Source organism: Pseudomonas sp. XWY-1 (assembly GCF_002953115.1).
In the GTDB taxonomy this organism is placed as follows: domain Bacteria; phylum Pseudomonadota; class Gammaproteobacteria; order Pseudomonadales; family Pseudomonadaceae; genus Aquipseudomonas; species Aquipseudomonas alloputida.
This window is the reverse complement of sequence record NZ_CP026332.1, coordinates 2,825,469-2,839,482: the sequence shown is the minus strand read 5'-3', so window position 1 is coordinate 2,839,482 and position 14,014 is coordinate 2,825,469. Positions and strand designations below refer to the sequence as shown.

Sequence of the window (14,014 nt, the reverse complement as noted above, 5' to 3'; positions counted from 1 at the left end):
ATGTGATCGGCAACTTGGCAAGCCGGCTGAACGTTTGCTCAACCGGCCCGGTCGCACAACAGAGACGCAGCCGGCTGCGCGAACCCTGACCGTGAGGACCTACCATGAGCGCGATCTCTCCCAATGGGGCTGAAGAACACCCCATCGGCCTGACCCTGAATGGTCAGCGCCTGACACTGCAGGTGAATCCCTGGACCACCCTCCTCGACCTTTTGCGCGAGCAGTTGGACCTGGTCGGCACCAAGAAGGGTTGCGACCATGGCCAGTGCGGGGCCTGCACGGTGCTGCGCGATGGCAAGCGCGTCAATGCCTGCCTGACCTTGGCCATCATGTGCGACGGGGCCGAACTGGTGACCATCGAAGGGCTGGCCAGCGGCGACGTTCTGCACCCCATGCAGCGTGCATTCATCACCCACGATGCTTTCCAGTGCGGTTACTGCACCCCGGGGCAGATCTGCTCCGCAGTCGGGCTTGCCCGCGAAGGGCGCGCCTACACCCGCGAGGCCATTCGCGAACAGATGAGCGGCAACCTTTGCAGGTGTGGTGCATATAGCAACATCGTCGCTGCGGTGGAGGAAGCCCTACCGTTGATGACGGACCTGGCCCCGCCACAACGAGGTCCGAACCCATGACGCCTTTCAGCTACCACAAGCCCGCATCAATCAGCGAAGCCGTGAGCCTGGCTGACGCCACCTCACACTTCATGGCCGGCGGCACCAACCTCGTCGACCTGATGAAAGAAAACGTGGTTCGCCCCAAGCGCCTGATCGACATTTCTGGCCTTGGGCTGAACGGCATCCACCCCACGTTGAACGGTGGCTTGTTGATCGGCGCATTGGTGAGCAATGCCGACCTGGCCTGGCACCCAATGATCGAGCAGCACTATCCATTGCTGTCGGACGCCATCCTGGCTGGGGCATCACCGCAGTTGAGGAACATGGCCAGCACCGGTGGCAACTTGCTGCAACGTACCCGTTGCTACTACTTCTACGACACCGGCACCCCCTGCAACAAGCGTGAACCCGGCAGCGGATGCCCGGCGCGTACAGGCTCGAACCGTATCCACGCGATTCTTGGTGCCAGTGATGCCTGTGTCGCGACCCATCCCTCGGATATGTGCGTGGCATTGGCAGCGCTCGAAGCCGTGGTGCATGTGCAGGGGCCGCGCGGAGAGCGCCAAATACCTTTTGCGGCATTCCATCGCCTCCCTGAGGACACCCCGGAGCGAGACAATCAGCTGGCAATCGATGAACTGGTGGTCGCCATCGAGCTGCCGCCCCCGGTGTTCGAAAAACATTACCGTTATCTGAAAATTCGCGACCGCGCCTCCTACGCGTTTGCGCTGGTGTCGGTCGCCGCAGCCTTGAGCTTCGATGGCCAGGTGATCCGGCAAGCTCGCCTGGCGCTGGGCGGCGTTGCTCACAAGCCGTGGCGAGACCCGGTTGTGGAGCGCATGCTGGCCGGCCAGGCGCCTTGCGAAGCGCTGTTCACCCGGGCCGCAAAAACGTTGCTGCAAGGTGCAAAACCTCTGAGCCACAACGGCTTCAAAGTCACGCTCGCCCAGCGTGCAATTGTGCGGGCATTGGATGACGCGGCGCGCGGCGCCGCTGACGGGGGGCCACGACCATGATCAAATCCACACCGGTAGCCGGTACGTCCCTGGACCGCGTAGACGGCGTGGCGAAGGTCACCGGGCAGGCGCGTTACGCGGGCGAATACCCCGAAGTGGGCCTGCTCCATGGCAGCGTCGTGTCCAGTACCATCGCCCGAGGTCGGGTACTCAACATCGACAGTACGCAAGCGATGCGCGTGCCCGGGGTGATCGCCGTGCTTGATCATGGCCATCGTCCACATATTTCCAGTTATGACGACGACTACAGCGACGCCGACGCCGCGCAGGGGGCGCCGTTTAGGCCCTTTTTCGATGATCGAGTGCTCTACAACGGTCAACCGTTGGCGCTGGTGGTTGCCCAAACCCTCGAACTGGCCCGGTATGCAGGTTCGCTGATCAGGATCGAGTATGCCGAGGAGGCCCACCAGACCGACCTGGGCGCATGCCAACAGTCGCATGCAGCACCCGCCGAGACACCGGCGCCGCGTGGCGACTTTGCCGCGCAGTTTGCCGGGGCCCCGGTGCAGGTGGATGCCACCTACCTGACAGCCAACGAGTACCACAACCCGATGGAGCCCCATGCGTCAACCGTACTCTACAAAGGCGACGGCACGCTGGAAATCCACGACAAGACCCAAGGCACGCAAAACTGCCAGGACTACCTGCACAAGGTGTTTGGCCTGCCCAAGGCAAACATCCGCGTGCGCGCGGCATTCGTCGGCGGTGCCTTCGGCTCGGGCTTGCGCCCGCAGTACCAGTTGCCACTGGCAGTGATGGCGGCGTTGCACCTGAAGCGCTCGGTGCGCGTCACGCTGACTCGCCAGCAGATGTTCACCTTTGGCTACCGGCCCCGCACCGAGCAGCGCCTGCGCCTGGGTGCTGACGCAAACGGGCAGTTGCTGGCGATCGCCCACGATGCGCTTGGCCAGACCTCCCGCTTCGAGGATTTCACCGAGCACGTGGTGGAATGGAGTGGCATGCTCTACCAGTGCGACAACGTTGCCCTCAGCTATCGCCTGGCCTCGCTCGATGTGTACACCCCGCTGGACATGCGTGCGCCTGGCGCCGCGTCGGGGATGATTGCCCTGGAATGCGCCATGGATGAGCTTGCCTGTGCAGCGCAGATTGACCCGCTTGACCTGCGCCGGCGCAATTTTGCCGCCAGCAATGCCAACGAGGGTAAGCCCTACTCCAGCAAGGAACTGCTGGCGTGCTACCGGCAAGGTGCCGAACGTTTTGGCTGGCAGAACCGTAATCCGCAACCGCGCAGCATGCACCATGGCAACCAGCTGGTCGGCTGGGGGATGGCCGGCGGCGTCTGGGAAGCCATGCAGATGAAGGCCAGCGCCAAAGCGCGCTTCGATGCCCAAGGCCACCTCACCGTCTGCAGTGCCACCACCGATATCGGGACCGGCACCTATACCGTCATGACGCAGATCGCAGCCGACGCGGCTGGCGCCAGGGTGCAGGATGTCACCTTCGTGCTGGGTGACTCTTCACTGCCCACCGCACCGCTTCAGGGCGGATCGTTCACGGTGTCGTCGGTCGGCTCGGCCGTGCGCCAGGCCTGCCAGGTACTGCGCACCAAAGTGCTGAAACATGCGCGCAAGATGTACCCCCAAGTGGCCAGCACGGCCCGGGAGCAGATCATTTTCGCCGATGGCTACCTGCACGCGGGCAGCCATCGCCTGGCCTTGGCGGACATCATCGCCAGCGCCCCCGAAGGTGAGTTCGAAGTGCAAATCGACGCCGAGCCCGGCGCCAGACGCCAACCGTTCTCCACCGCCACGCATTCGGCGGTATTCGTGGAAGTCCACGTCGACGAGGACCTTGGCACAATCAAGGTAGTACGGGTAGTCAGCGCCGTTGCGGCGGGACGGGTAATCAACCCGAAAACCGCGCGCAGCCAGATTTTGGGAGGCGTGGTGTGGGGGGTGGGTATGGCCCTCCACGAAGCCGCGCTGACCGACCATCGGTTGGGCCGCATCGTCAACCACAACCTGGCGGAATACCACATCCCGGTGAACGCAGACAGCGGGGATATCGAAGTCATCTTCGTTGAAGAGCACGACGACATCGTCAACGAGCTGGGGTCCAAGGGCGTGGGCGAAATCGGCGTCGTCGGGGTGGCAGCCGCGGTGGCCAACGCGGTCTACCATGCCACGGGCAAGCGTGTGAGGGAGTTTCCGATCACGCTCGACAAGGTGCTGTGACTGGGCGGGGGGGAGCCCTCCCCCCACCCGCATGCCTGCGTTATATGCGTCAACGACAGCACGCATTGGGTTTGCGCCCCTTTGAAAAAACACTGACGATGCAGTTAGATCCTCATCAGCGTTGGATGCCAGCACGATATGCTGACATTTCCCTCTTCTCCACATCCCGTTCTTCATAACGTAACAAGCGCCCGGAGTTGCTGAGCACCAGCAATGTACTGAAATTGTGCAACAGCGCTGCGACCATGGCCCCCGCCGCTCCCAATAAACCGAAAGCTGCTGCCCCCACGATAGCCAAGGTCCAGCCCAAGCCAATCAGCACGTTCACCTGGAGCGTGCGACGGCAAAGACGGCTGAGACGGATGCAGGTGCCCAAGCGCCCGCGATCGTCGAGTTCATCGACATATCCAGCAGCACGCTGGCGACCATGGGGTCGCGCCCCCTTGCGACAAGGCGAACACCGATGCCCCAGACGCCGTGAGTCGCGGTGCAGCATCGGCATGTACCGACACGAACAAGTCCGCGTTCATCCGCTGAGCGAGTTCGGCGCGCTTGCGCAGCGGAATGAACACATCGTCACTGCGTACCAAGCGTGCCTTGTAGCCTTTCTGTGCATCGATGCGCTTGGCCAGCAACTTGGCGATCTGTAACGCAACGTGCTTTTCCTGCTCGCCCTTGGGCCCTACTGCACCGGGATCTTTGCCGCCATGCCCGGCATCGACCACGATCAACAGGTCGCGCTGTCGCGCCAAGGGCTTGGCAACTTCCGGCGCAACGCCCACCGGTGGCTCACTGAGTACCAACTCCAGGCCATGCCGCCCGGTGTTGAGCGAGCGGACTTCGCCGCGCACTGCCGAGTCGGCCAGGTCCAGCACGATACGCAAGTCACCGGACGCGGTGATGCCACTGCGTACGGCTGTGACGGCAGTGCCGTCCAGGGCAAGATCGTTCAGTGACGCCTGCAGACTGGCCTGAGGAAGATCAAGAACCAACCGCGGTGGCGCCGCGAGGCTGAAATGCTTCGCCGCCACCGGCCCGGTCAGCTCCAGCGACACCTTGGTGACGCTGCCCGACCGGCTCACCCAAACCCGTTTAACCGCCTGCCCGGCTTGTGCCGCAAGAGGCAGCGGCAATGCCAGGCATGCAAGCAGTAGTTTCAGCACTCGTCGACCATCCATATGGACTCCCATTGACCTGCGAACCAGCGAAGCCTCGGGCAATTTCGCTAGCCATTTTATTATTGTTACTTTATAACATCCCAAACCCAGAACAAAATGAAGACTGCCCGCCAACGGAAGGAGACCTGCATGCAACTGACCAGCAATCAGCAACGTGTCCTGACGGCGCTTCAGCAAGCCGACAAGCCGCTCAGTGCCTACGCCATTCTGGACAGCCTGCGCAATGAAGGTGTCAGGGCGCCGACGCAGATCTACCGCGCGCTGGGCCACCTGGCCGAGCAAGGGTTGATTCATCGGCTGGAGTCTTTGAACGCTTATGTCAGCTGCACCTGCTCAAGCCAGTGCGAAGCAGGTTTCAGAGCGTTCGCCATCTGCGACAGCTGCGGCCATGTCGATGAGTTCAACGTACCGTACCTGAACCAGGCCCTGGGGCACTGGATGAAACAGAACGTGTTTTCGCTGTGCAGCTCGGTCATCGAGCTGCACGGTAAATGCGCCGCCTGTACTCGCCGTGATGCAGGCGAGGACTGAGCAGAGCCGCACGCATGCGCACCACCCTTTATCATGAGGCCTCCCGATGAGCACCCCTGTCCCCCATACCAACGAAGCCGCGCGGCTGCCCGTCACTGTACTTTCCGGCTTCCTCGGAGCCGGCAAGACTACCCTGCTCAACCATATTCTGAACAACCGCGAAGGCCGGCGAGTCGCGGTGATCGTCAACGACATGAGCGATGTGAACATCGATGCCGCACTGATACGCGAGGGTGGCGCCGAGCTGTCACGCACCGACGAAAAGCTGGTGGAGATGAGCAATGGCTGCATTTGCTGCACCTTGCGCGAAGACCTCCTGCTCGAGGTGGACCGTCTAGCCAAAGAGGGTCGTTTCGACCAATTGGTCATCGAATCGACGGGCATCTCCGAGCCACTGCCGGTGGCGGAAACCTTCACCTTCGAAGGCGAGGATGGCCGTAGCCTCAGCGAAGTGGCACGCCTCGACACCATGGTCACCGTGGTCGATGCCTTCAATTTCCTGCGCGACTACAGCTCGCGCGACAGCCTGCAGGCACGCGGTGAATCGCTGGGCGAGGAAGACGTGCGCGCCGTGGTCGACCTGCTGATCGAGCAAATCGAGTTCTGCGACGTCATCGTACTGAACAAGACCGACCTGATCAGTGGCGAAGAGCGCGATCGCCTGATGGCCATCCTCAATACCCTCAATCCAAGGGCGAAAGTCGAAATCGCCGAGTTCGGCAAGGTCGCGCTTGATCGCGTGCTGGACACCGGCCTGTTCGACTTCGACGAGGCCTCACGAGCGCCTGGCTGGCTACAGGAAATGCGCGGCACCCACACACCCGAAACGGAAGAATATGGCATCACCAGCTTCGTCTACCGTGCCCGCCGACCTTTCCACCCTGACCGCTTCCATGCGCTGGTGGAAAGCGAATGGCCTGGGGTGGTGCGCTCCAAGGGTTACTTCTGGCTCGCCTGCGAGCCGTCCATGGCCGGCAACTGGTCCCAGGCCGGGGCCGTCGCGCGCCATGGCCCAGCAGGCTATTGGTGGGCGGCTGTTCCCGAGGAACATTGGCCGACCGACAGCGAATCGGTCCTGCACATCAGGTCGAAATGGCACGAGGACGTTGGCGATGCCCGCCAGGAGCTGGTGCTGATCGGTATGGAAATGGACGAGGCAGCGCTGCGGGCGCGTTTCGATGCCTGCCTGCTGACCGATGAGGAAATGGCCCAGGGACCGGAAGGCTGGATGAAGCTGACCAACCCCTTCCCCGGCTGGAACTGATTCAAACGCCTTGCTGCCACGTGCAAGGCTCCCACCACTGGATATACATGATGAGCTCAGCATTACCCGACGTTTCCGTCACCGACCTGGCCCCCAGCCTCAGCCCGCTGCAATGGGTCGGCATGCAGGGTATCGACCTGCCGGTAAGGATCCAAGAACCGACCTACCAGCGTGAGCTGCACGCCCGGGCGGATGTCCAGGTCGACCTGCCGGCACCGCATGTCAAAGGCATTCACATGTCCAGGCTGTATCGCCTGCTGGACGCCTGGGGGCAGGCTGCGGCGGTGTCGCCGGCAAGCCTCTTTGCGCTGTTGCAGGAGATGATCGACAGCCATCAGGATTGCGAAAGCCGCAATGCCAGGTTGCGCCTGGATTTCGACTTGCTGGTTCGCCGCCCTGCACTGGTGACCGAGGGCCTCTCTGGCTGGAAGTCGTACCCGGTTCACGTGCTCGCGACGAAGGTCGGCGGGGCGCTGAACCTGAGTATCGAGGTCAGGATCGGCTACTCCTCGACCTGCCCGTGCTCGGCCGCTCTCTCTCGGCAGTTGATTGAGGACGGCTTCCTGCGAACCTTCAAGGACCAGCCACTGCTCGAAGCCAGCGCCGTCGCGCAGTGGCTGCGCAGCAACGCGTCGCTGGCGACGCCACATAGCCAACGCAGCGAAGCTCGAGTGCGCGTCACGGTACCTGCCGATGCCCCGGATCTCGGGTTGCTGGCCCTGATCGACCACATCGAAGGCGCCTTGCGCACGCCGGTTCAGACCGCCGTAAAACGGGCTGACGAACAGGCTTTCGCAGCGCTCAACGGGCAGAACCTGATGTTCGTCGAAGACGCTGCGCGGCGTATTCAGGCAAACCTGCACGGTTACCGCGATAGCCAAGTGCACGTTCGCCATCTGGAAAGCCTGCACCCGCACGATGCTTCGGCCTGGTCCGCCCCGCAGGCCGCTGCGCCTGACCAACAAGAATCATTTGCAACCGGTAATGAACGCTAACCACTGGCGTTACGTTATTACATCTAATAACATGCGCATCCCAACACATGAACATTTCCTCATCAGGATTCATTTGTCAGGTCTGACGCAAGGCGGGCCGCTCTACTCGCAAGGGTTTCTTGTCATCTGTGATGCAGCACCGCCCGAAGCAGGGCGCGGCATCGATGTTGGCATTGAGTGCAGCCTGCACAGCCTACACCGTGGAGCCTGATGGTGTATCCGTTGTGATCCCCTTCGAGCTCGTGGACAGTGCCCAAGTCAGGACGTATCCAACAATGCAACGTTATAGCGTGAAAAACGGAGACTTTACGTGAACCCTCGTGCCCCCCTTCTGGCCGGCCTGACGCTGGGCTTGTTCGGCCAGCCGATTTCAGCGGCACAACCCTTGCTGCTGAACGAAACCTCCATCACCGACGCCTACCTCGAAGAGCGCGCCGACGGGCCGGTGCAAGGCTATCGTGCCAACCGCTCTGCCACGGCCACCCGCACCGATACCGACATCCGCGACACGCCGCAGAGTATCGACGTCGTGCCCGCGCAGGTGATCAAGGACCTCAACACCACCCGCATCGACCGCGCCCTGGACTTTGCTGGCGGCGTGTCGCGGCAGAACAACTTCGGCGGCCTGACTTTCCTCAACTACAGTGTGCGCGGCTTCACCACGGGCGAGCTGTACAAGAACGGTTTCGCCATCAACCGCGGCAGCTACAGCTCGCCGGACACCTCCAACATCGAGCGCATCGAAGTGCTCAAAGGCCCGGCTGCCAGCCTGTATGGCCGTGGCGACCCTGGCGGACTGGTCAACATCGTCACCAAGCGCCCCCAGGCCGAAGCCTTCAGTACCCTCACCCTCAGCGCAGGCAGCTGGGATCGCTACCGCACCGCCCTGGACGCCAACTCGCCGCTGGACAGCGAAGGGAATCTGCTGGGCCGGATCAACCTCGCTGTCGAAGACAACGACAGCTTCCGCGATCATGTCGGCAGCGAGCGCCGTATCGTCAGCCCCTCCCTGAGCTGGCAACTGTCACCCGACACCCGACTGATGATCGACACCGAGTTCTCCCGCACCGAGTCGGTGTTCGATCGCGGCATTCCGGCAGTCAACGGCGAAATGGGTTCGGTCAAGCGCTCGACCTTCCTTGGCGAGCCGAATGACGGCGAGATCCGCAACGACAACCAGACCCTCGACGTGGCGCTGGAACACGTGCTCAACGACAACTGGAAGCTGCGCCTGGCCAACCACTACACCCAGGGCACGCTCAAGGGCAACAGCTCCGAGCCCCAGGCCCTGGTGGGCACCACCATCACGCGCTTCTATCGCGAACGCGACTTCGAATGGAACGACAGCATCACCCAGGCCGAGCTGCACGGGCAGTTCGAGCTGGGAGGCTGGCAGCATCAGACCCTGGTCGGGTTGGAGTACGAAAACTACCGCAACAGCCAGAAGTACCCGCAAAGCGCCACTTCCGCAGCGTATGGGCTGGATATCTACAACCCGGTATACGGCAAGCCGAAGCCAGCCATCACCCGTGCCAACGACTTCTTCGAGCACACTGAAAGCTACGCGATCAACCTGCAAGACCAGATCGCTTTCACCGAGCGCCTGCGCGGGTTGCTGGGCGTACGCCTGGAGCGCTTCGAGCAGACCTCGCAGAACCGCACCACGGGCCTCAGCGACAGCCAGGAAAAGGACGTTGCCACACCGCGCATCGGGGTGTTGTACCAACTGACCCCGCAAGTCGGCGTGTTCGCCAACGCATCCACTTCGTTCAAACCCAACACCATCGGCACCCAGGGCCAGGTGTACAAGCCTGAAAAGGGCTTGGGTTACGAGACCGGGGTCAAACTCGACCTCCTCGACAGCCGCCTGGGCGCGACCATCGCCCTGTTCCATATCGACAAGGAGAACGTCATCACCACCGACGCCCTTGGCGAGAGCGTGGCGGCGGGCGAAGCGCGCAGCCAAGGCCTGGACCTGCAGTTCAGCGGCCAGCTGACCGACGCGTTGCGAGTGATCGGCGCCTACGCCTACATCGACGCCGAGGTCACCAAGGGCGACGCAGCCCTGCCCAAAGGCAGCGACTTGCTCGGCATCGCCCGTAACAGCGGCAGCCTGATGGGCGTGTACGAATTCCAGGACGGTGCCCTGCGCGGCTCGGATGTGGGCGCAGCGGTGAACTACGTCGGCGAACGCTCCGGCCAGGCCGGCAGCGACTTCACCCTGGACGCCTACAGCACGGTCGACCTGCTGGCGCACTACAAGGCCAGCGAACAGGTCACCGTCGGCCTCAACCTCAACAACCTGTTCGACCGCAAGTACTACGAACGCTCGTACAACAGCGCTTGGGTGCTGCCCGGGGAGCCGCGCAACTTCAGTGTCAGCCTGACCCTTAGCCTTTGAACCGAGGAACCATCATGCATCCATCGTTGAAAGTCGCTTCCCTGTTGACCCTGATGGTCAGCGTCAACGCAGGCGCCCACGGCCTGTGGACCGAGGAGCGACGTGGCAATATCGAGGCCGTGTACGGCCACGGCGCCGAGGATAACGCCTACAAGGCGGAAAAGATCAAGCGCGCCTGGGCGTTCGACGCGACCGGGAACATGGTCCCGGTCACGGTCGAGCGCCTGGCGGATCATGCCGTGCTGCAACCACTTACCCCGCCTGCGGCACTTGCCGTGCTGCTGGACAACGGGCCTTGGTCGCAGCGCCCGGACAAGCAATGGGTCAATCAGGATCGCACCCATGTCAAGGATGCGATCGCCTCCACCCACAGCTTGAAATACAGCCTGGCGATCTACCAGAGCGGCGCCCGCCTGCCGAAACTGGACATGCTGCGTTTAGCGATCGTTCCCCTGAGCGACCCTCTGCAAGTCGGGCCAGGCAAGACGCTGGAAGTGCAGGTACTGCTCGATGGCAAACCGGCTGCTGATATCCCGCTGCAGGGCGATTACCGGGGCGCCCCTCACCAGGTCAGCGCCACCACCGACAAGCAAGGCCGGGCACGTATCACCGTACGCAATGAAGGACTCAACATCATCGCGGCCCAGGCTACCCTGCCAATGGCAGACGGCAGCCCCGTGGCCCAGCAGAGTCTGTTCAGTTCACTGACGTTCCTGGGTGAGCCGCACCACGAGTAACATAAGCGACCTACCTCGGCCGTGTCGGCCGAGGTATGGCAGCTATAGACGTTCGGAATGAGTGCCTGCAACCAGCATCCGCACCATGACCATCGGCACAAGCCCGGCTGCGGCCACACGGCAATCGAACACGATGGGCATGTCGATTACCTGCATGATGGGCACTTGCATCACATGCAGGGCGATCATGTCGATGAACACACTAGGTCGTTTTTGCCGAGCCCCCAGCGCTAATCGAACAGGTCAACACTTGCGGGCGCTCCCCGGGCGCTACCACCGGGGCAGCAGGCATTCGGTATTGGTTCTCCCACTTCGCCACAACCAGAGGCGCCAGTGCGTTGCCCAAGACATTCAGCGCCGTGATCGGCATGTCCATCAAGCGATAGACTCCGGCGATGAATGCAATACCTTCCACAGGCAGACCGGCACTGGTCAGCGTAGCGGTCAAGATCACGAACATGGCCCCCGGGACGCCGGCTGCGCCCTTGGAGGTCAGCACCATGATGATGATCAGCATCGCCTGGTCAGCCAAGCTCAGGGGAATTTCATACAGCTGCGCGATGAACAGCGTGCCGATGCCCACGAACAGCGATGCGCCATCCAGATTGAAGGAATAACCCGTAGGAATCACCAACGTAGCAATCGAACGCGGCGCACCGTAGGCCTCGACCTTTTCAATCAGCTGGGGCATGACAGTCGCCGAGGCGGCAGTACTGAACGCCAGGATCAACTCATCCTTGATCGCCTTGATCAGGTCGAAGATGTTGATCCCGGCAACCTTCGCGATGCCGCCCAGCACGACCACGCCGAACAGAATGACCGCGACGTAGGTGACGGCAATCAGTTTTGCCAGAGGCAGCAACGCGGAAAGCCCGAAGTTGGCGACCGTCACGCCGATCAGGCCAAAGATCCCGATGGGTGAGTAGTGCATCACGATATGCGTCACCTTGAACATCGTCGCGGAAATGGCATTGACTACCGCGATCAACGGCATTTTCTTCTCTTTGTCCAGAGCACTTAGCCCAAAGCCGAACATGACCGAGAAGAACAGGACAGGCAGCAGCTTTCCTTGCGCCATTGCACCGACGATATTGTCCGGGATGATATTGAGGATGACTTGAGCAAACCCTGTGCTCTCCGAGGTAGAGGGAAGCGAGAGCGATTGGGTGTTTGCCAGCGTCGTCAAGTTGGCACCTACGCCTGGCTGCGCAAGATTGCCAACCAACAGGCCGCACACAATTGCGATGCTGGTCACGACAAAGAAGTAGAACAAGGCTTTCACCCCCACCCGCCCTATCGCCTTGCTATCACCATTGCCTGCGATCGCGCCGACCATGCACGCGAATACAAGAGGTATGACAATCATCTTCATCATCTTGATGAAAATATCGCCGACGGGTTGCAAAAAGCTGCTGATTATCCAGGCTTTGTACTCGGGAAAGAAATTAAGAAGTGCCCCGACTACAACCCCGAGCACAAGACCTGCAATAATTCTAGTCACCAGACTAGTCTTTGCCATACGTCCTCCAGTTATTATAATTTGGACTGTACATTGGCCGGCAAAAATGCCAAACACATCGTTGGAGCCTGTTATTTTTGTTGAGTGGCCACTCACCGATACACGCCTCTTATCTTACGCAGAAAAAGCGGGCGGCGCGTCCCGGACGTTTTTGCCAATCAGGTGGCAAATACACCTTCGAAGTTCTTGAACCCTTTGATTTCGATCGGGTTGCCACTGGGGTCCAGGAAAAACATCGTTCGCTGCTCCCCAGGTTGGCCCGGGAATCGTACAACCGGCGGTATGTCGAACTGCACACCATGAAGCGCCAGGCGGTCTGCCATCGCGAACCAGTCATCCAGATGCAGCACCAAGCCGATATGCGGCATCAACACTTCATGGTCGCCGACTTTGCCGGTGCGGGTCGTTGGAAAAGGAACACCTTTGTGAAGCGAAATCTGGTGCCCGAAGAAATCGTAATCCACATAAGTTTCACTTGTGCGGCCTTCTTTGCAGCCGAGAATGTTACCGTAGAAGTTACGAGATGCTTCGAGGTCTGTAACATGGTACGAAACATGAAATAACGATTTCATAACTACCCTCTTTGGTTTCTGATAGAACTTTCGGGGAGGTTAGCGTAGTCTCGCGCAAGTGCTAAAGCGCATTTTTCCATCTCTCAGCGAAAGGAAATGTTTTGGACACTCGATTTCTCGAAAGCCTGATGGCGGTGATAGAGACTGGCTCGATTGCAGCGGCGGCTCGACGGGAAAACCTGACAGCACCTGCAGTCAGCCAGCGTATACAAGCACTCGAGAAATCGCTGGCGTGCGAACTCCTGAACCGAAGCGCACATGCTGTCGAGCCTACCGAGAAATGCCTGTCGTTGCTGCCGAAGATTCGAGATCTGATCCAGGGGGCAGCAGAGCTGAAAGAGGATCTGGACACCGGTAGCCTGTCGGGGTATCTCAAGATCGGTGCGATCTCTACAGCGTTGACAGGCATAGTGCCAGAGGCCATGAATCAGCTATCAAGCATTGCCCCGCAACTGAGGTTACGCATCACGCCAGGGGACTCGCGCAGTCTTTACGAACAAGTAGCCTGCGGAGAGCTCGATGCGGGAATCATGGTATGTCCGCCCTTCAGCGTCCCCAAAAGCATTCGTGTACAGGTTCTTCGAGAAGAACCCCTGATGCTTTTGACCAAAGACCCCGTTGACAAGCGCGACATCCGCTCGACGATTCTTGGTCGAAACCTGATTCGATATGACTCACATGCCTGGGGTGGGCAGATTGCCCAGCAGTACTTGAATGACAATGACCTGCAGCCCGATGTCCTCTGTAATCTGGATGCGCTGGATGCTATCTACATCATGGTCGCAAAAGGCATGGGGGCGTCTGTTGTCCCACTCTGGGCGGGATTGAAGACTGACGACGTACAGGCAACGCCAGTGTCGGACGCTGACAGCTACATGCGCAAGGTAGTCCTGCTTCACAAGGCCAACCCCAGAAGGCCCAAGGCGGTGGAGGTTTTGAAGGCACAGCTTATGAATAACTGCAGCTTTCCATAAGGGCCTACACTCTCGGCA

The 14,014-nt window shown here is 60.8% G+C and carries 13 protein-coding genes and 1 pseudogene; 9 read left to right on the top strand and 5 right to left on the bottom strand.

Annotation, left to right across the window (positions count from 1 at the left end; all coding sequences use genetic code 11):
- The first annotated feature begins 104 nt into the window (after positions 1 to 104).
- Genes PRJ_RS13145 through PRJ_RS13135 form a run of 3 tightly spaced genes read left to right on the top strand, consistent with a single transcriptional unit; the run spans position 105 to position 3,825 of the window.
- A complete protein-coding gene (locus tag PRJ_RS13145; RefSeq protein ID WP_010954187.1) occupies positions 105 to 632 on the top strand; it encodes a (2Fe-2S)-binding protein in 528 nt (175 codons plus the stop codon).
- Entirely contained in the window at positions 629 to 1,630 is a 1,002-nt protein-coding gene (locus PRJ_RS13140) for a xanthine dehydrogenase family protein subunit M (RefSeq protein ID WP_104961617.1), read from the top strand. Before PRJ_RS13145 ends, PRJ_RS13140 begins: the two co-directional genes overlap by 4 nt.
- The gene (locus PRJ_RS13135) at positions 1,627 to 3,825 is read left to right on the top strand and encodes a xanthine dehydrogenase family protein molybdopterin-binding subunit (RefSeq protein ID WP_104961616.1); all 2,199 of its coding nucleotides are present in this window, start codon (positions 1,627 to 1,629) and stop codon (positions 3,823 to 3,825) included. The genes PRJ_RS13140 and PRJ_RS13135 overlap by 4 nt, the downstream gene beginning before the upstream one ends.
- A 115-nt stretch (positions 3,826 to 3,940) precedes the next feature.
- On the opposite strand, the pseudogene PRJ_RS13130 reads toward PRJ_RS13135, so the two are convergent.
- Both PRJ_RS13130 and PRJ_RS30570 read right to left on the bottom strand, forming a co-directional pair.
- Positions 3,941 to 4,213 (bottom strand): annotated as a pseudogene (locus tag PRJ_RS13130) (cation-transporting P-type ATPase); the annotation flags it as partial.
- A gap of 7 nt (positions 4,214 to 4,220) precedes the next feature.
- A complete protein-coding gene (locus PRJ_RS30570; protein WP_158682561.1) occupies positions 4,221 to 5,003 on the bottom strand; it encodes an N-acetylmuramoyl-L-alanine amidase in 783 nt (260 codons plus the stop codon).
- 129 nt (positions 5,004 to 5,132) lie between these two features.
- Here PRJ_RS30570 and PRJ_RS13120 point away from each other — a divergent pair, with 129 nt between their 5' ends.
- From PRJ_RS13120 to PRJ_RS13100, 5 genes are all read left to right on the top strand, one after another.
- The gene (locus PRJ_RS13120; RefSeq protein ID WP_104961614.1) at positions 5,133 to 5,534 is read left to right on the top strand and encodes a Fur family transcriptional regulator; all 402 of its coding nucleotides are present in this window, start codon (positions 5,133 to 5,135) and stop codon (positions 5,532 to 5,534) included.
- Positions 5,535 to 5,580: 46 nt separating this feature from the next.
- The gene (gene zigA, locus PRJ_RS13115; RefSeq protein ID WP_104961613.1) at positions 5,581 to 6,798 is read left to right on the top strand and encodes a zinc metallochaperone GTPase ZigA; all 1,218 of its coding nucleotides are present in this window, start codon (positions 5,581 to 5,583) and stop codon (positions 6,796 to 6,798) included.
- A 50-nt stretch (positions 6,799 to 6,848) separates the two neighbouring features.
- A complete protein-coding gene (gene folE2, locus PRJ_RS13110; protein WP_104961612.1) occupies positions 6,849 to 7,793 on the top strand; it encodes a GTP cyclohydrolase FolE2 in 945 nt (314 codons plus the stop codon).
- A gap of 310 nt (positions 7,794 to 8,103) precedes the next feature.
- Complete coding sequence (locus PRJ_RS13105) at positions 8,104 to 10,194, top strand: TonB-dependent siderophore receptor (RefSeq protein WP_104961611.1); 2,091 nt, start codon at positions 8,104 to 8,106, stop codon at positions 10,192 to 10,194.
- Between the two features lie 14 nt (positions 10,195 to 10,208).
- Positions 10,209 to 10,931: a DUF4198 domain-containing protein gene (locus PRJ_RS13100; protein ID WP_104887674.1), complete on the top strand. Its 723-nt coding sequence runs from the start codon at positions 10,209 to 10,211 to the stop codon at positions 10,929 to 10,931.
- Positions 10,932 to 10,973: 42 nt separating this feature from the next.
- Here PRJ_RS13100 and PRJ_RS29995 read toward each other — a convergent pair whose 3' ends face one another.
- The 3 genes from PRJ_RS29995 to PRJ_RS13090 form a co-directional block, all read right to left on the bottom strand.
- Positions 10,974 to 11,132, bottom strand: coding sequence for a hypothetical protein (locus PRJ_RS29995; RefSeq protein ID WP_162497224.1), 159 nt, complete (start codon positions 11,130 to 11,132; stop codon positions 10,974 to 10,976).
- A gap of 1 nt (position 11,133) precedes the next feature.
- On the bottom strand, positions 11,134 to 12,450 hold the full coding sequence (locus tag PRJ_RS13095; protein ID WP_104887675.1) for a cation:dicarboxylate symporter family transporter: 1,317 nt from the start codon (positions 12,448 to 12,450) through the stop codon (positions 11,134 to 11,136).
- Positions 12,451 to 12,608: 158 nt separating this feature from the next.
- Positions 12,609 to 13,022: a VOC family protein gene (locus tag PRJ_RS13090; RefSeq protein WP_029615385.1), complete on the bottom strand. Its 414-nt coding sequence runs from the start codon at positions 13,020 to 13,022 to the stop codon at positions 12,609 to 12,611.
- A 101-nt stretch (positions 13,023 to 13,123) separates the two neighbouring features.
- Here PRJ_RS13090 and PRJ_RS13085 point away from each other — a divergent pair, with 101 nt between their 5' ends.
- Positions 13,124 to 13,996, top strand: a complete 873-nt coding sequence (locus PRJ_RS13085) for a LysR family transcriptional regulator (protein WP_104961610.1) — start codon at positions 13,124 to 13,126, stop codon at positions 13,994 to 13,996.
- Positions 13,997 to 14,014 lie beyond the last annotated feature (18 nt).